This is a genomic window from Bacillus sp. AP50 (assembly GCF_040492675.1).
Taxonomy (GTDB): Bacteria; Bacillota; Bacilli; order Bacillales; family Bacillaceae_G; genus Bacillus_A; species Bacillus_A cereus.
The window spans coordinates 1-17,430 of the sequence record NZ_JBEUTW010000103.1 but is presented as its reverse complement, the minus strand read 5'-3'; the positions used below and the strand labels follow the sequence as shown (position 1 = coordinate 17,430).

The following is a 17,430-nucleotide window of genomic DNA, read 5'->3' as shown; positions in this document are numbered from 1 at the left end:
CCTCCTTGTATATTTCTGATCTCCTCTATAAGTGTAACTTCATTCTTAACTGAAAAAAGCATCACTGCATAGTTTTTAGAAATCCCTTTACTATTGTATCAAACTTTTCCGGTTGTTCCACATGAATTGCATGGCCAGCACCATCAATTTTGACAATTTTCGCATCAGAGACGCATTTTTCGATGTTTTTTAATATGCGAAAGAACTTTTCATCATGCTCTCCGTTCATTAAAAGAACAGGTATTTTCAAGTTGTGTAGCTCATCCCACCATGAAGGCTGAGCCCCTGTTCCCATGCCGCGCAAGCTATTTGCAAGTCCTTTTGGATTGTTAGCAAGTCGTTCTTTTCGCACCGCTTCTTGTACGTTTTTTGCTAAACGTTTTTGCGTTTCAAACAGCGGAATATTTTCCCACATCGATACAAAACTTTCTATGCCTTCTCGCTCAATTTTATCGGCAAGTCGCTCATCTTTTTCACAGCGTTCTTTTCGCTCATCTTCACTTTTGAGTCCAGCTGTACAATTTTCTAATAAAAGAGAACGTACATATTCTGGATATAGACACGCCATCGTAATCGCCAGTCTACCGCCCATTGAATAGCCAAGTATATGTGCTTTTTCAATATGAAGGTAATCTAATAGTTCTTTCATTTGCAATGCCACATTTCGAATGTCATAATGCGCAACATCTTCAGGACTCTCGGTCTTTCCGTGTCCAACAAGATCCACTACAATAACTTGAAACTGCCCACTCCATGAAGAGATAAAAGAACGCCACGTTTCCATGCTTCCCGTAAAACCATGAAGAAGTAGAAGTGGTTCCCCGCTTCCGACTACTTCATATTCATACGATACACCTTGCAGCGTTACTTTCATTTTGATTCACCTTGCAATGATGTAGTAATTACGTCCTGTGTTTTTGCCCATAACGTACGGTGCAACGTTAAGTTTTCATCACGGTTCGTACAAATTTCTACAACGTGTAAACCTTCTGTCGTTGCTCCCTTTTGTACTTCCTCCCGGAATTGCTCCCAACCATTTACACGGCTAAATGAACCACCGTACATTTTAACAACATGCTCATAGTCAAGCCCAATCGGCGTTCCAAATAACGATTCGAAGTGTTCCTTTTTCTCATATTGTGGTAAGAATGAGAAAATACCCCCACCATCATTATTTACAACGACAATCGTTATATTTAATTCATGTAATTTCGCTGCTAACAGCCCGTTTAAATCATGATAAAATGATAAATCACCAATTACTAATACAAGTGGATCGCAAATCATGCTCGCTCCTAAAGCTGTCGAAATGATGCCATCAATCCCATTTACACCGCGGTTTGCCATCACTTGAATATTTTTATCTGATGTGAAGAAGAATGAATCTGTATCACGAATTGGCATACTATTACTCGCAAATAACGTTGCTCCTTCTGGTAATACGCGTACAATATCTGTAATGACTTTTCCTTCAAATGCAGTTTCATATGTTTCCATTTCACGAAGCGTTTCCTTCGTTTTTTCGTTTATATGTTGCCACATTTGGGACCAATCATTCTTTTTCATAACTGGCATTTTTTCTATTAATGTACTGCAAAATGCAATATCACTTGCCTGTACAACTTCTGTCGCAACAAGAGCTGGATCTCTCCATTGTCCAGATTCGTCAACAACGATATGAACAGCTTTCGTTTGTTTTTTAATGAACTGCGTTAATGCTTTCGAAACAGGCATACCACCAAAACGAATTAAAACGTCCGGCTTCCACGTCTCTTTTAACAATTCATTTCGTAAAAATGTATCATAACAGTCGATTACCATCGTTTTATCGTGGTGTCCGCTACGAATATTAGAAAGTGGGTCTGCTAATATTGGGTATCCCGTTTTTTCAGCTAGTTGCGTTGCAAACGTTGCGATTTCTGAATGACTATCATCTCCACAAATAATAAGCCCCTTTTCCATATGTGAAAGGCGCCCTACAAGAGAATCTACATATTCACTCGGCATCACCACGTTCCCTTGCTGAACTACTCCTGTATATTCCCCGCGTCCTTTATCCCATAAACTTTCTAATGAAAAGTCCGGGATAAGCGGTTCACGAACTGGAAAATTAAGATGAACAGGTCCTTGCGGCGCTAAACAAGCACTTGCTATCATGCGCTGCGTTGTCATGCGAGCGTAGTGGTACATCGCTTCACTCGCTTCTGGAAGTGCCATCTCTGTAAATTGCTTCACAAACGTACCGTATAAATTAAATTGATTCATCGCTTGTGGTGCACCGACATCTCTTAATTCATGCGGTCTATCTGCTGTTAAGACGATAAGCGGCACTCGTGAATGGAAAGCTTCACATACAGCTGGATAGTAGTTCGCTGCTGCCGTTCCTGACGTACATAATAATGCAACCGGACGTTTTTTCGCTTTTGCGATACCGAGCGCAAAAAATCCTGCAGATCTTTCATCTACATGTAAATATGTGTTCATTCCTTCGTGTTGTTCCATTAGTAGAGCAATCGGCGTTGACCGTGAGCCTGGACTAATGACAACATCACATACATTTAGACGCGTCAGTTCATCCACGAACGCGCCTAAATAATATGATAATGCTTCTATATGATTGTTCATTTCATTAATTCCTCCAAAGCACCAAGCATCGGTCTAAACTTCAAACTTGTCTCTTCATATTCAAGTTGCGGTACTGAATCAATTACAATCCCGCAACCGGCAAATAAGGATGCTTTCTCGCCATTTAATAATCCGCAGCGAAGTGCAACCGCAAATTCACCATTTCCTTCATCATCTATCCAGCCAATCGGTGCACCATATAATCCTCTGTCTAACAATTCAACATCACGAATCAGTTTCATCGCTTCCAAACGAGGTGTCCCGCCAAGAGCTGGTGTTGGATGTAATTCTTCTACCATCGTTAAAAGACTCGCAGTGCCTTTTGCCTCTACAGGCGTATATAAATGAATTAAGTTTTTCGTTGTTAATAGACCTGGACTCTCCGGAATATTAACGTATTCGCAGTGCTCATTTAATACCGACCTGATCATGTTCACAACATAACCGTGTTCAGCTAAATTCTTTTCATCATGAAGAAGCGCATTACTATTTCGCTTACTTTCTTCTATAGATTGACCATGACCAGTTGAACCAGCAAGACACATCGAAGTAAACTTCTCATCTTCTTTGCGAATTAACCTCTCTGGCGTCGCTCCTAAGAAGCATGCTCCTTTATAATCAAAAGAAAATACGTAACAATCCGGTTGCCCAATGCGAAGTGCTTCTAAAACAAGAGCAGAATCAATATGATGATCCATTTCTACTTTTAGCTCCCTCGCTAATACAACCTTCTGCACGTTACCCTGCTTCATCTCATCTTGCACTTTCTCAATGGCTTTCATCCAGCCTTTCGGATCCACTTCCACTTTAGAAGTAACTGTTAATTTCGATCCTTCTAATGCACATTTACTCTCCCCAAAAATTTTCTCTTCTAAAGAAACAATTTCGTTATAAAGAGTTTCTGCACAATCTGTTGCTGAAACGAATGTATTCATCGTTAACCATGCTTTTTCATTTTTTACAGTTAATAAAAATGCTGGTAGTGAAAATGTCGTATCATCGAATTCTTTCCATAAGTCCGTTTTCTCTTTTTCTTGGTCAAATGAAAATCCACCAAATAAAAGAGGACCTGTTCCAAATTCATATTTTTCTCTTTGTACAAATGCTTTCTCTTTTACTTTATCCCACTCGTCACGAGCCGCTTGAAAGCGTTTGTGAGAAGAATTTGCTATAGTGAAAACAGAGCCAATTCCAGCAAATATTACATGCTGAGCTGGATCTGCGAAATAACATCTATTTTCCAATGCAATCCTTTTTCCTGCTGCATAAAACAGAAGCGGATCCATCCAGTCTATTTGTTTTACAAAACTAACCAATATTTTTTCATCAGTTGCATGCTTAATGGCTGCACTAAGAACTTCTTGCAAGCCTTTTTGTTTCGTTTGAATCACAATTGTCTCCCCCCTATGGGCGAAAAATAGTCATAATTACGCTTGATTTTAAGATACACCTCAAACGAAAGGCCTGTCAACGTTTAGCATTTCTGAGAAATTCACCTTCTCTTCCTAGAAAATAAACGTTGACACTAAATGATGCTTTTTCTACACTTAGTTGTGTACAATATGTGACCAAAGGAGGATTCAACATGGAAATGAACGTCGAAACGAATTCCTCTCCTACGGCGCCAAAACCAAGCAAGCAAACAGGCTGGCGCATTTGGTGGAGTTTACTACGTCCCCATACATTAACAGCAGCTTTCGTTCCTGTTTTCATCGGAACAGCCTATGCAATGCAGGTCGGAGGTATAAATCAAATCCATCTCCCTCTTTTCCTTATAATGCTTCTTGCTTGTCTTCTCATTCAGGCAGCAACAAACATGTTTAATGAATACTTTGATTATAAAAGAGGACTCGATCACGAAGGTTCAGTTGGTATCGGCGGCGCTATCGTTCGCGATGGCATTCAGCCAAAAACAGTGCTTAACTTAGCATTTGGATTTTTCGGCATCGCAATACTATTAGGTGTTTATATTTGTATGAATTCTAGCTGGTGGCTTGCTGCAATCGGTCTTGTTTGTATGGCCGTTGCTTACCTTTACACGGGTGGCCCACTTCCCATTGCCTATACACCATTTGGAGAGTTAACAGCCGGATTATTTATGGGTGTTATCATTATTGGAATTTCATTCTTTATTCAAACTGGAACTGTAACATCAGAAGTCATTTTACTATCTATTCCAAGCTCCATTTTAATTGGTGCCATTTTACTAGCTAATAATATTCGTGACTTAGATGGCGATAAAGAAAACGGTCGTAAAACGTTAGCAATTCTCGTTGGACGTGAAAGAGCGGTTGGTGTACTTGCTTCTATGTTCATCGTTTCCTACATTTGGACAATTGCTTTAATTATCGTGGGCATCGTATCACCATGGATGCTTATCGTATTTTTAAGTGCACCGAAAGCATTTAAAGCGACGAAAGGCTTTATCGGCAAAAGCATTCCAATGGAAATGGTACCTGCGATGATTGCAACAGCAAAAACAAATACGATCTTCGGTCTCCTCATGGGAATCGGATTATTACTTGGATACTTTCTATAAAAGGAGCTGCTTATGCGGCTCCTTTTTCATATCTGAAATTCATCTCATAATTCCTACTCGCAACGCTCATACTATGTAAAGAAACTGAATTGTAGGAAGGTGGACGACTATGTTAACTCCACAACAAATAAATCAATTTAAATCCGTTTTAGAAAAACAAAAACACGAACTAGAGCAAACGATACAAACACACGAAAATGAAGATCGTGCATCTGAACGTGAGTCTGTTGGAGAATTATCTAGCTATGATAACCATCCAGCTGATATGGCAACAGAGCTATATGAACGTGAAAAAGACTTCGGGCTTATTGAACTTTGGCATAAACAGCTAGAGGATACGAAACATGCCTTGCAAAAAATAGAAGCGGGTACGTACGGCATTTGCGAAGTGTCTGGCGAAGAAATTCCATTTGAAAGATTAGAAGCAATGCCGACTGCTACAACATGCATCCAGCACGCGACAAATAAGCTAAATATGAATACACGACCAGTCGAAGAAGAAGTGTTATCTCCTTCTTTCCACAAACATGATGAAGATCGTTCTGTTGAATATGATGCAGAAGATGCATGGCAAGATGTTGCTAATTACGGAACATCTGAAACACCATCTGATTTAGAAAGACAAGATTCGAAAAACTATAATGGCATGTACGTAAATAGTGAAGAAAACGTAGGCTACGTAGAGGATTTCGAAAACTTTATTGGTACAGATATGTATGGAAAAAATCCGCAAGTTTTCGCTACGGAAGAACATGAAGAATATGAACAAATGCTTGATGACTTTGAAGAGCGTACGTTTAAGGGCGAATTGTCTTCAAATGAGTCGAGTTCCAAAGAATAAAAAAAAGCATTCCGAAAATCGGAATGCTTTTTATCGCTAGCTAATTAGTTTTTTGTAACGTTAGCAGCTTGTGGTCCACGGTTACCTTCAACGATTTCGAAAGAAACTTCTTGACCTTCTTCTAAAGTTTTGAATCCGTCACCTTGGATAGCTGAGAAGTGAACGAATACATCGTCTCCACCTTCAACTTCGATGAAACCGAAACCTTTTTCGCTGTTGAACCATTTAACTTTACCTGTTTGCATGTCATGTACCTCCTAAATAAAAATGAAACTATGAATCCACATGAAAAGGTGGATATAAAGGACATGAATGTATAACAAGCTTACAGCCTTTAATTCAACGTGCTTTATTTCCGTACCACATTATGTAGCTCAATAGTGATTTCACTATATCACGCTATATCAAAAACGTCAAATGAGAACACTTTCATTCCACCATTTTTTTATAATTTTAATATAATGTTGAATTTCCATATTCATATATTATCTCGCCATTTGCGGACAGCTTGATTGGCGGGAGCTGATAATCAGTTTTGGTTGGTTCCACTTTATTTGAAAATTAACAAAACTAAAGTATTCTAATCCTATTAAATTCTGTACAATATAAGTATCTATTACATACGAGGTGAAAAAAATGAGAGCACACGAAATTGAGTATAAGTTATATGGCGATGATATGCAGTTTGTTGAAATTGAGTTAGATCCAGAAGAAAGCGTGATCGCAGAAGCTGGCGCAATGATGATGATGGAAGATTACATAGAAATGGAAACAATCTTCGGTGATGGTTCTGGCCCATCTGGAGGTTTATTCGGAAAATTAATGGGCGCTGGTAAGCGTCTCGTTACAGGCGAAAGTATGTTTATGACTGTATTTACAAATACAGGTCACGGCAAACGCCACGTCTCATTTGCTGCTCCTTATCCTGGTAAAATTATTCCTGTAGATTTAACAGAATATCAAGGAAAAGTAGTTTGTCAAAAAGATGCCTTTCTTTGTGCCGCAAAAGGTGTTTCTATCGGAATTGAATTTACGAAAAAAATAGGAACTGGTTTCTTCGGTGGTGAAGGTTTCATCATGCAGAAACTTGAAGGTGACGGTCTTGCTTTCATGCACGCAGGTGGAACTGTATATAAACGTGAATTAAAACCTGGTGAGAAACTTCGCATTGATACAGGTTGTCTCGTTGCCATGACAAAAGATATTAACTATGATATTGAATTCGTTGGTAAAGTAAAAACAGCTCTGTTTGGCGGCGAAGGTTTATTCTTCGCAACGTTAGAAGGACCTGGAACAGTTTGGATTCAGTCCTTAACACTTAGCCGATTAGCAGCACGCCTTACAAGCCCAGCAGCGCAAAGTACTGGCGAAGGTAGTGTATTAGGTGGCCTTGGTCGTTTACTAGATGGGAAAGAGTAAACTGCGCCCTTATTTGGGCATGGCCATCAACTAATAAAATAATAAAATTAAAACACCCTTGCTTGCAGTAATAAAGTGAAAGGGTGTTTTAATTTACGTCTACAAACGAGAAAAAGCAGTTAAAATAAAGTAATAAGGTTTACTTAAGGAAAATAAGGTATATTATATTTGTTGAGTAGATTCTCTTTAGAGACAAGAAAAGTAGGTGAACAAAGTGGGAAAATATCAATTGGATTCCAAAAGTCAGGTAGCTGTGGCAAAGTTCCATGAAAAACAGAAGCCTGCCAAATTTGATAAAAAGCAGCAACTTGAAAAATTGCGTACGGAGTATTTGAAAAAGAAGCAAAAACAAACAGATAAATAATATGTTTTATTTTCCGAATTTTTTCTGTATGTAACGCAAACAAACACAAGAAAATAGGTAAGTTATTCATCATTCAAATATATACAGGCTATTTTTTCAAACCTCTTACTTATGCAACTAACGCATGCGTCAGTTCATTAAGAATAACTAAAAAAGTCGATTCCTTGAGATGAAAAAGAGTAAACAGTGCCCTTATCAGGCACTGTTTTATTTTGACATTATAATTTCCTCCACTGATTTAGGTAAGCGATACAAGCTATTCCCCACCTCCAAAAGAATGAATCAAGTTCCTCACCGCATATATTAAACTATACCTTTTCTTAAGGAGGGCTACCTTAATGCGTACTCCTTTATCCTTTGATAAAGAAACTGCCATACTGTTAGCTTCTTGTTGTGAGTTAACGTATGAACAATATAAACAAAATGGTATTTTCGAAATACCAGATGGTTTTCAATATGTACAAGGTTTTCAAGGAAAGGCAATTCAAACAACAGAATGGTTCGGATTTATATTAGAATCTGAGGATACAATTATCGTTGCCTTCAGAGGCACTCAAACAGATCCAGATTGGATTATTGATTCTCTCGTCAATCAAAAACCTTATCCTTATGCTTTAAATGGCGGAAATGTCCATAACGGTTTTCTCTCTATTTATGAGTCTTGTCGTGATTCTATTATGGATATGCTCGTATCATTGCCAGCACATAAAAAACTGCTAGCTACTGGGCATAGTCTAGGTGGCGCGCTTGCCACATTACACATATTAGATGCACGTATAAATACTGCCTTCGCACAGTATGGACTTTATACATTCGCTTCTCCAAAAGTAGGAGATATCGCTTTTCGAAATTATTATAAACTACAAGTAGCTAGTAGCTTTCGTTTCGTCAACTTATTCGATGTCGTTCCACTTCTCCCTCCCCGAAACATAAATTTTAATGATCATGACTGGGAGTATGCACACGTCCATCACAACATGACATTTACAAAAAACACAAAATCCATTACAAATAATCATTCCATTACAACATACAAAACATGTCTGACTTCTCATTTTTAACCAGTAAACAATTGGAAATAAAATATTCGTATACTATAATAATCTATGAAGTTATTTTTGGATGAGGGGACCTTACATGTTAAAATTTATCTTCGCATTTTTCCTTATTGTAATTTTTACGGTTACAGGTTTCTTTACATTTTCATACTTTGCGACAGGAGAGTATGATGGGGCAGGTATCATATATACCACTGTTCCATTTCTTTCTTAAGCAAAATAAATAAAACGAGCTTAATTTTATTAAGCACGTTTTATTTATTAATATCCATTTCTGTTGGTAAATCGATAATATATCTCCCAATATAGCAACCTCTTTAAAACTGTTTAACTGCATTACCAATACCCCAAATTTCATTACTGTACTGCAAAATCGTTCGATCGCTCGCAAAATGACCAGACTGTGCAATATTTAAAATCGACATTTCTAGCCACTTCGTTCGGTTCTCATAAGCTCTACCGACAGCTTCTTGTCTTTCAGCATATGGACCAAAATCTCGCAGAACGAAATATTCATCATTTTGAATAACGAGAGAATCGTAAATTGCTTCAAATTCGGCTCCCGACTGTGCAAAGAAACCATTCGTTAACTGATCTACTACCTTTTTAATGTGCCCATTGTGGTGATAATAATCACTTGCACGATATCCACCATTTTGATAGTAATGAAGAACCTCTTCGGCTGTTAAACCGAAAATGAAACAGTTATCATCACCGACCCGGTCTTTTATTTCAACGTTAGCACCGTCTAGCGTTCCGAGTGTAATCGCACCATTCATCATAAATTTCATATTACCTGTTCCCGATGCTTCTTTACTCGCCGTTGAAATTTGTTCACTTACATCCGCTGCCGGGAATATATCTTCTGCTAAAGAAACTCGATAGTTTTCTAGAAAGATAACTTTCATATATTGACTGACATACGGGTCATTATTTACTTTTCTTGCGAGTTCATTTATTAATTTAATAATTTTTTTCGCGTAATAATAGCCAGGTGATGCTTTCGCTCCAAAAATAAAAGTACGCGGATAAAATGTAAAACTAGCATCCTCTTTCAAACGGTTATACAAATATAAAATATGAAGAACATTTAATAATTGTCGTTTGTAAGCATGTAATCTTTTCACTTGCACATCAAAAATAGAATTTGGATCAATGGTAATCCCCATTGTATTATGAATACGCTCCGCTAAAATCTCTTTACGCTCTTGCTTTACCTCTGCAAATTTCTCTTGGAAACTCGCATCATATTGAACTAATTGTAGCTCTTGAAGCTTAATCGGTTCTTTCTTCCACTCTGTTCCAATCGCCTCTGAAATGAGATTTGTTAACTGTGGATTTGCTTTCATAAGCCAGCGCCTATGAGCAATTCCATTCGTCTTATTATTAAACTTATCTGGATAAAATTCATAAAACAATCGCATTTCCCGCTGCTTTAATATTTCCGTATGAATTTTCGCTACACCGTTTACGCTATGGCTACCGACAATCGCTAAATGAGCCATTTTCACAAGGTCATGTGCAATAATCGCCATTGCTTCAATACGATCCCACTCATACGGATACTGTTCCCAAAGTTCATGACAGAAACGTTCATTAATCTCTTCAATAATCATATAAATTCTCGGTAATAACGGTTTAAAAATGTGAATTGGCCACTTTTCGAGCGCTTCTGATAACGTCGTATGATTCGTATAAGAAATCGTCTGCGTCGTTATGTGCCAAGCTTCTTCCCATGCTAACTTTTCTTCGTCTAGTAAAATACGCATCAGTTCCGGAATTGCTAAAACCGGATGTGTATCGTTAATGTGGATCGCAATTTTTTCATGTAGTTGACGAAGGTCACCATATCTTTCTCTATGCATTCGAACGATATTTTGCAAACTTGCTGATACGAGGAAATACTGTTGTTTTAAACGAAGTATTTTTCCCTCATCATGCGTATCATCTGGATATAAAAACTCCGATACAGCCTCTGTTTCACGCTTATATTTCAAAATATCTTTGCAGTTTTGCGGGAAAGGAACTGGTTCAGCATTCCAAAGTCTAAGTGTATTTACAGTACTCGTCTCATAGCCAACTACCGGCACATCATATGGCACGGCCATAATGACTTCTGCATTTGTATGCCTAAACTCTAAACGCCCGTCAATTTCTAGCGGTTCAACATTGCCGAAATAACTTACTTCTACAGCTTGATCATGCCTTCTTACTTCCCATACGTTTTCATGAAGAAGCCACTGTTCTGGAAATTCGACTTGATAACCATCAACAATTTTCTGATCAAACAAACCATGTTTATAACGAATTCCACAGCCGTGTCCTGGCAAGTTTAAAGATGCAAGTGAATCGAGAAAACAGGCTGCTAAGCGTCCAAGCCCACCATTACCAAGGCCTGCATCTGCTTCCACTTCTTCTAACTCTTGTAACGAAATCCCTAGTTCAGATAACCCTTGCTCGCATACATCTCTAATACCTAAATTCAAGATGTTACTTCCAAGCAAACGTCCAAGCAAAAACTCAATAGACAAGTAATACATTTGCTTTTGCTCTCCGGATCGATAACTCTCATTCGTTGCAATCCATTGACTATTCATATACTCACGTACCATATGGCCGAGTGTATTATATTGATCACGAGTTGTAGAATCTTTAAAACTTTTACCATACATCGTCTCTAACTTTTCTAGAAAAGTTGATTTAAAACTTTCAACATGAGTAAACATTTTTTCACCACCTACATGTTATTCCATGAGACTTTTATATAATTCCTTATAAGCAAGAGCCGATTGCTCCCAGCTGTAATCTTCAGTCATCGCTTGTTTTACAAGCTGCTCCCATACCGGTTTATCGTGATAGAATTCAATTGCACGATGAATCGTATGCAGCATGTCATGTGCATTAAAATTCGTGAAACTGAAACCATTTCCTTCGCCTGTTTCTTCATCATAAGAATGTACTGTATCGTTTAATCCACCTGTTTCTCTTACAATTGGAATCGTACCGTACGCTAATGCGATAAGTTGTCCAAGTCCACACGGTTCAAACAGCGATGGCATTAAAAACAAATCGCTTCCCGCATACACTTGGTGAGCTAATTCTTCATTAAATCCGATATAAACTTTTACCTTCTCCGGATACTCATATGCCATCCACTCAAAGAATTGCTCATATTCCGAATCACCTGAACCTAAAATAATACATTGTACATCTTCTTCCATTAGTTCGCGGAATACAGTACGTACTAAATCAAGCCCTTTTTGCTTCGTTAATCTCGTTACCATTGAAATAATTGGTGTATCCTCTTTTTCTGGCAAACCAAAATAACGCTGCAAAGCGCGTTTATTTTCACTTTTTTCATATAATGACTCTGCATCATACTGAGCCTTAATATACGAATCCGTTTCTGGATTATATACGCTCGTATCAATGCCATTTACAATACCGCTAAGCTTATCATTATATTTTCGCAGTAATCCATCTAACTTCTCACCGAAAAATTCATATTGAATTTCTTCTTTATACGTCGGGCTCACCGCTGTAATTTGATCCGAAGCGATAATACCGCCCTTCATAAAGTTCACATTCCCATAAAACTCTAACTGCTCACTGTGGAAATATTCATCACCAAGTTCTAACAAGTCGTACATTACTTCAGGAGGAAATACACCTTGGAACTGTAAGTTATGAATTGTATATACCGTTTTAATACGCTCATATAACGGGTTATCTTGATACTTTTCACGAAGTAAGAAATTAACCATAGCCGTATGCCAATCGTGGCTATGAAGAACATCCACTTCAAAATCAAGGTGCGGAATACACTCTAACACCGCTTTTGAGAAATAAGAAAAACGCTCTCCGTCATCATAATGACCATACAGAGAATCTCTCTTAAAATAATATTCATTATCTATTAAGTAATACGTAATTCCGTCTTGCTCACCTTTTAAAATTCCACAATATTGATTTCTCCACCCAAGCGGGACGTTAATTACTTTATGTAACGTACATCCATCTCTTAACTTTTGCGGAATGAGACTATAATTCGGAAGTATAATACGAACGTCCACTCCTAATTTTTTCAGCTCTTTTGGGAGCGCACCCGCTACATCAGCTAATCCTCCCGATTTCACAAACGGTACACATTCTGATACTGCAAATAAAATATTCACTTGTTGTCCCACTGCGCGAAAAGTTTTTATTACTCCTCTTGCAGCTTCCTCCCTTCGAGTTTTCATTTAAATTAAAACTTTAATCAGTGGAGGAAAAAGCCCCCACTGATTCTTTTAAGAATAACTATTAATCGTACTGTTTTGTACGCTTCCTTTTTCTACAACATACGGCCCATCGGCGTTTCCTTTTAATACGACACCGTCACCAATTTTCACGTCTTTATCAATAATAACACCATCTATTATACAGTTATCTCCAATTTGGCTCTTTTGCATAATAATACTGTTACGAATAATTGAACCTTTTCCAATTTTAACTGAACGGGAAACAACACTGTTTTCGACTTCCCCTTCAATAATACTACCGTTTGCAATCATTGTATTTTTCACGACTGCACCCTTTAAATAACGAGTTGGTGGCTCATCTTTTACTTTCGTAAAGATCGGTGCTTCTTTCTTAAATAATTGCTTCCAAATAGCAGGTTGCAAAATTTCTAAGCTATGTTTATAGTAACTTTCAATCGAGTCAATAATTGCTACATATCCAGTATGTTCATATGTAGCAATGTGTAATGATTTCCCGCGCTTTTCTCTCACTACATCAAATAAACTGTATTGTTCCACATCTTTATATGACTCAAATAAGTCTAACAATAATTGTTTCTTTAACACATATGTTTGAAGTGAAACCCCTTCATGGCAAACTTCCGTAATATCAGCTGCCGTATGTATATGTCGCTCTAACACCGCTTGAAAATTTAATGCTGTTACGAGATGGCTATTCGTAATAACAACGTACTCTTCTCTGCTTCTTAGAAAATAATCAATATGTCTTCTAAAGTGTGCAAAAGACCCAAATTCATCTTGGTCACATTGGCAGTTTGGCGGGAATAAAAATAGTCCGTCTCGTTTTCTATCTAAATCCCACTGTTTTCCTGAACCAACATGGTCCATTAACGAACGATTTTTATGGCTTGTAAAAACTGCCACACTATGAATACTAGAATTCACCATATTTGAAAGCATGAAATCAATGAGTCGATAACGGCCCCCAAACGGTAACGCCGCTAGTGAACGATGCCCTGTTACTTTCTTTAAGGAAGGAAAACTTCCCGTTGCATTAATAATTCCTAACATTTTTTCTCCCATTCATTTCATCCCCCTTTTCTATTTCCCTTCAGCAATTAATACTACATCGTCAACATTCTTTTCTGGACGAATGATTGTTCCATCCTCGATAACCATTTCTGATCCAACAATCGCTCTTTCAATCACAACATTTTTACCAATCTTAGCCCCTGGCATAACGACAGAATCAATCACCATACTTCCTTCTTCCACCGTCACTCCTTGGAATAACACAGAATGCTTCACGTCCCCTTCAATGACGCACCCTTCGTTAATAAGCGATTCTTCTACTTTCGCCTTTTCAGCAATATATTGAGGCGGTTCGTTTGGATTGACAGAGTAAATACGCCAATTACGATCATTTAAATTCAGTGATGTTTCATCGCGAAGCAAATCCATATTCGCTTCCCATAAGCTCTTCACCGTTCCAACATCTTTCCAATATCCTTCAAACGGATACGCCATTAGCTTCTTCCCTTCATCCAATAAAAGCGGAAGTACGTCTTTTCCGAAATCGTTACTAGATTCAGGGTTTCTTGCATCCATCTCTAAATACTCTTTCAAAATTGACCAATTAAAAATATAGATTCCCATTGATGCAAGATTACTTCTTGGAAATTGTGGTTTCTCTTCAAACTCAACAATCTCCATTTCTTCATTTGTATTCATAATGCCAAAGCGACTTGCTTCATCCCAAGGTACTTCAATAACAGAAATGGATACGTCCGATTCTTTCTCAATATGGTAATCTAGCATCTTACTGTAATCCATTTTATAAATATGGTCGCCTGATAAAATGAGAACATACTCCGGTTCATACTGACTTAAATAGTTTAAGTTTTGATAAATGGCACTTGCCGTACCTGTATACCACTTAACCCCTGAAGACTCCGCATAAGGAGGTAAGACTGTGACCCCACCGTTTACTCGGTCTAAATCCCACGCATTTCCGATTCCGATATAATTATGAAGTTCGAGTGGTTGATATTGCGTTAAAATCCCAACCGTTTCAATACCAGAATTCGCACAGTTACTTAGCGTAAAATCAATAATGCGATATTTACCACCAAATGGAACAGCTGGCTTGGCTAAATTCTTTGTTAATGCACTTAAACGACTACCTTTTCCCCCTGCTAGTAACATTGCTACGCACTTTTGTTTTTGAGCCATCTTGTTTTTTGCTCCCCTTTCTCGTCTTCACTGGTCGTAATATGGATACGCCAAATGGTGGAATTGTAATCTCTACATGTGCTGCTTGATTATGGTACGGTTCTAGAATCGTCTTAAGACGTTTCTTATTCACTTGTCCCGAACCGCCATATTGCTGTGCATCACTGTTTAAAATCTCGTTATAATACTCGAAATCTGGTACACCTACTTTATAGTTTTCATATGTAGCTTTCGTAAAATTACATACGATAACTAACGCATCTTCTTGTTTATCCCCTTGGCGGATAAACGAGAAAATACTTTGCTCGTTATTATTAGCATCAATCCACTGAAAACCTTCAGGCGAATGATCAAGCTGCCAAAGTGGTTTTGAGCGCTTATACAATGCTATGAGCTCTTTAAAGTAATCATGCATATAACGATGCATTTCAAAATCATGTAAATTCCAATCTAAATCTTCAAGGTCTTTCCACTCATCAAACTGCCCGAATTCTCCTCCCATGAAAAGTAATTTCTTTCCTGGGTGAGTAAAGAAATATCCATATAATAAACGAAGCTGAGCAAACTTATCCCAGTAATCACCTGGCATTTTATTTAATAACGACTTTTTCCCATGAACGACTTCATCATGAGAAAGGGGTAATATGAAGTTTTCAGAGTAAGCATATAGTAAAGAGAACGTCATTTTCTCATGAATATATTTTCTGTACTCTGGCGCACACTCCATATATTTCAGCACGTCATTCATCCAGCCCATATTCCATTTGTAATTGAATCCAAGCCCACCTTCATACGTTGGTGCTGTTACAAGTGGCCAAGCTGTTGAATCCTCTGCCGTCATAAGAAAATCTTCATCCTCTGCAAACACTGCTTCATTTAACTCCCGTAAAAATGACACAGCGTACTCATTACTTTGCTCTTGTCCTTCTTTATTCCAGTACAACATGTTCGCAACTGCATCTACTCTGAAACCATCAATATGGAAATATCTCATCCAAAATAACGCATTTGAAATTAAGAAATTACGTACCTCTCTCTTTCCTAAATCAAAATTGACAGTTCCCCATACTAGATTTTCTTGTACATCTTTATCTTTATATTCATAGGTCGGTGTGCCATCAAACAAATATAAACCGTGAGCATCTTTACAAAAATGCCCCGGTACCCAATCTAAAATGACACCGATTCCATATTTATGACATTCGTCGACAAAATACATTAAATCATGCGGTGTACCAAATCTACTCGTCGCTGCATAATATCCCGTTCCTTGATATCCCCAAGAACGATCATATGGATGCTCAACAAGCGGCATAATTTCAATATGTGTAAATTGATGTTCCACCACATACGGAATGAGTTCTTCTGCCATTTCCCTGTAAGAATATAGTGTTCCATCTTCTTTCTTTTTCCAAGAACCAAAATGTAATTCATAAACTGTCATCGCTTCTTTATAAATCGGTTTTTTCTTTTTCTTACGATTCCAGTTTTTATCATTCCATTCATATCCTTTTATATCAAAAACTACAGATGCCGTATTCGGTCTTACTTCTGCATATATAGCATACGGATCTGCCTTTAAAATGACGTCACCAGCCAACGTTTCAATCGCATATTTATATATTTCTCCTTCTTCAATATGCGGTATAAATAAGGACCAAATCCCTTCTTCTGTCACTTGTAGCATCTTATGTTGCTCATAATCCCACTCATTAAAATCTCCAACAACACTCATTGCTTTCGCATGAGGAGCCCACACTGTAAATCGTACCCCTTGAATCTCATCTTCCGTCACAACATGTGCGCCAAAGATGTTATAACTTTCATAGTACTTTTCTGTATGAAACTCATCTCGTTTCACTTCTTCACAATTTATTACACTCAATATGCTCACCTCACTTAGATGACAGAATTTTTTATACTTTAACTATTTCTGCGAAAAACTGCAATATCCTTGTTAATTTATAAAAAACATTCGTTTTTTTCTTAAAAATGTTAGTTTTTCTTCACATTTCCGTGTAAAATATCGAATTTTGACGAATATTCATTGAAAACGCTTTATTATTCTTCTATAAATTTAATCCTGCTTTTGAAAAGCTACTTTCCGAAAA

15 protein-coding genes are annotated in these 17,430 nt (G+C 37.7%); 6 read left to right on the top strand and 9 right to left on the bottom strand.

What is annotated here, in order from left to right:
- Nucleotides 1-61 precede the first annotated feature (61 nt).
- From menH to ABWK52_RS09365, 3 genes are read right to left on the bottom strand one after another with little or no spacing between them, the layout of a single operon-like run.
- Entirely contained in the window at nt 62-874 is an 813-nt protein-coding gene (gene menH, locus ABWK52_RS09375; protein ID WP_098541248.1) for a 2-succinyl-6-hydroxy-2,4-cyclohexadiene-1-carboxylate synthase, read from the bottom strand.
- Entirely contained in the window at nt 871-2,625 is a 1,755-nt protein-coding gene (menD, locus tag ABWK52_RS09370) for a 2-succinyl-5-enolpyruvyl-6-hydroxy-3-cyclohexene-1-carboxylic-acid synthase (RefSeq protein WP_001059220.1), read from the bottom strand. The genes menH and menD overlap by 4 nt, the downstream gene beginning before the upstream one ends.
- Complete coding sequence (locus ABWK52_RS09365) at nt 2,622-4,016, bottom strand: isochorismate synthase (protein WP_000616750.1); 1,395 nt, start codon at nt 4,014-4,016, stop codon at nt 2,622-2,624. The genes menD and ABWK52_RS09365 overlap by 4 nt, the downstream gene beginning before the upstream one ends.
- Nucleotides 4,017-4,210: 194 nt before the next feature.
- Here ABWK52_RS09365 and ABWK52_RS09360 point away from each other — a divergent pair, with 194 nt between their 5' ends.
- Entirely contained in the window at nt 4,211-5,164 is a 954-nt protein-coding gene (locus ABWK52_RS09360; RefSeq protein WP_000425740.1) for a 1,4-dihydroxy-2-naphthoate polyprenyltransferase, read from the top strand.
- A gap of 109 nt (nt 5,165-5,273) precedes the next feature.
- On the top strand, nt 5,274-6,005 hold the full coding sequence (locus tag ABWK52_RS09355; RefSeq protein ID WP_000957365.1) for a yteA family sporulation protein: 732 nt from the start codon (nt 5,274-5,276) through the stop codon (nt 6,003-6,005).
- 44 nt (nt 6,006-6,049) lie between these two features.
- Here ABWK52_RS09355 and cspD read toward each other — a convergent pair whose 3' ends face one another.
- The gene (gene cspD / locus ABWK52_RS09350) at nt 6,050-6,250 is read right to left on the bottom strand and encodes a cold-shock protein CspD (protein WP_001193054.1); all 201 of its coding nucleotides are present in this window, start codon (nt 6,248-6,250) and stop codon (nt 6,050-6,052) included.
- A gap of 391 nt (nt 6,251-6,641) precedes the next feature.
- Here cspD and ABWK52_RS09345 point away from each other — a divergent pair, with 391 nt between their 5' ends.
- From ABWK52_RS09345 to ABWK52_RS09330, 4 genes are all read left to right on the top strand, one after another.
- The gene (locus ABWK52_RS09345; protein ID WP_025709976.1) at nt 6,642-7,424 is read left to right on the top strand and encodes a TIGR00266 family protein; all 783 of its coding nucleotides are present in this window, start codon (nt 6,642-6,644) and stop codon (nt 7,422-7,424) included.
- A 214-nt stretch (nt 7,425-7,638) separates the two neighbouring features.
- Nucleotides 7,639-7,788 (top strand): hypothetical protein, encoded by a 150-nt coding sequence (locus tag ABWK52_RS09340; protein WP_000521639.1) that lies wholly within the window; start codon nt 7,639-7,641, stop codon nt 7,786-7,788.
- A gap of 338 nt (nt 7,789-8,126) precedes the next feature.
- Nucleotides 8,127-8,849 carry a lipase family protein gene (locus ABWK52_RS09335; protein WP_001260134.1) on the top strand — a complete coding sequence of 241 codons (723 nt, stop codon included), beginning with the start codon at nt 8,127-8,129 and terminating at the stop codon, nt 8,847-8,849.
- Between the two features lie 76 nt (nt 8,850-8,925).
- On the top strand, nt 8,926-9,060 hold the full coding sequence (locus tag ABWK52_RS09330; protein ID WP_000911065.1) for a hypothetical protein: 135 nt from the start codon (nt 8,926-8,928) through the stop codon (nt 9,058-9,060).
- Nucleotides 9,061-9,163: 103 nt separating this feature from the next.
- Here ABWK52_RS09330 and glgP read toward each other — a convergent pair whose 3' ends face one another.
- The 5 genes from glgP to glgB all read right to left on the bottom strand — a co-directional run bounded on the left by glgP (nt 9,164) and on the right by glgB (nt 17,204).
- Nucleotides 9,164-11,572 (bottom strand): glycogen phosphorylase, encoded by a 2,409-nt coding sequence (gene glgP / locus ABWK52_RS09325; RefSeq protein ID WP_000494096.1) that lies wholly within the window; start codon nt 11,570-11,572, stop codon nt 9,164-9,166.
- Nucleotides 11,573-11,590: 18 nt separating this feature from the next.
- Nucleotides 11,591-13,021: a glycogen synthase GlgA gene (glgA, locus tag ABWK52_RS09320; protein ID WP_048568044.1), complete on the bottom strand. Its 1,431-nt coding sequence runs from the start codon at nt 13,019-13,021 to the stop codon at nt 11,591-11,593.
- A 114-nt stretch (nt 13,022-13,135) separates the two neighbouring features.
- Entirely contained in the window at nt 13,136-14,170 is a 1,035-nt protein-coding gene (gene glgD, locus ABWK52_RS09315; protein ID WP_000504164.1) for a glucose-1-phosphate adenylyltransferase subunit GlgD, read from the bottom strand.
- Nucleotides 14,171-14,188: 18 nt separating this feature from the next.
- Complete coding sequence (glgC, locus tag ABWK52_RS09310) at nt 14,189-15,319, bottom strand: glucose-1-phosphate adenylyltransferase (RefSeq protein ID WP_000057604.1); 1,131 nt, start codon at nt 15,317-15,319, stop codon at nt 14,189-14,191.
- Nucleotides 15,267-17,204 (bottom strand): 1,4-alpha-glucan branching protein GlgB, encoded by a 1,938-nt coding sequence (gene glgB, locus ABWK52_RS09305; RefSeq protein ID WP_000111398.1) that lies wholly within the window; start codon nt 17,202-17,204, stop codon nt 15,267-15,269. Before glgB ends, glgC begins: the two co-directional genes overlap by 53 nt.
- Nucleotides 17,205-17,430 lie beyond the last annotated feature (226 nt).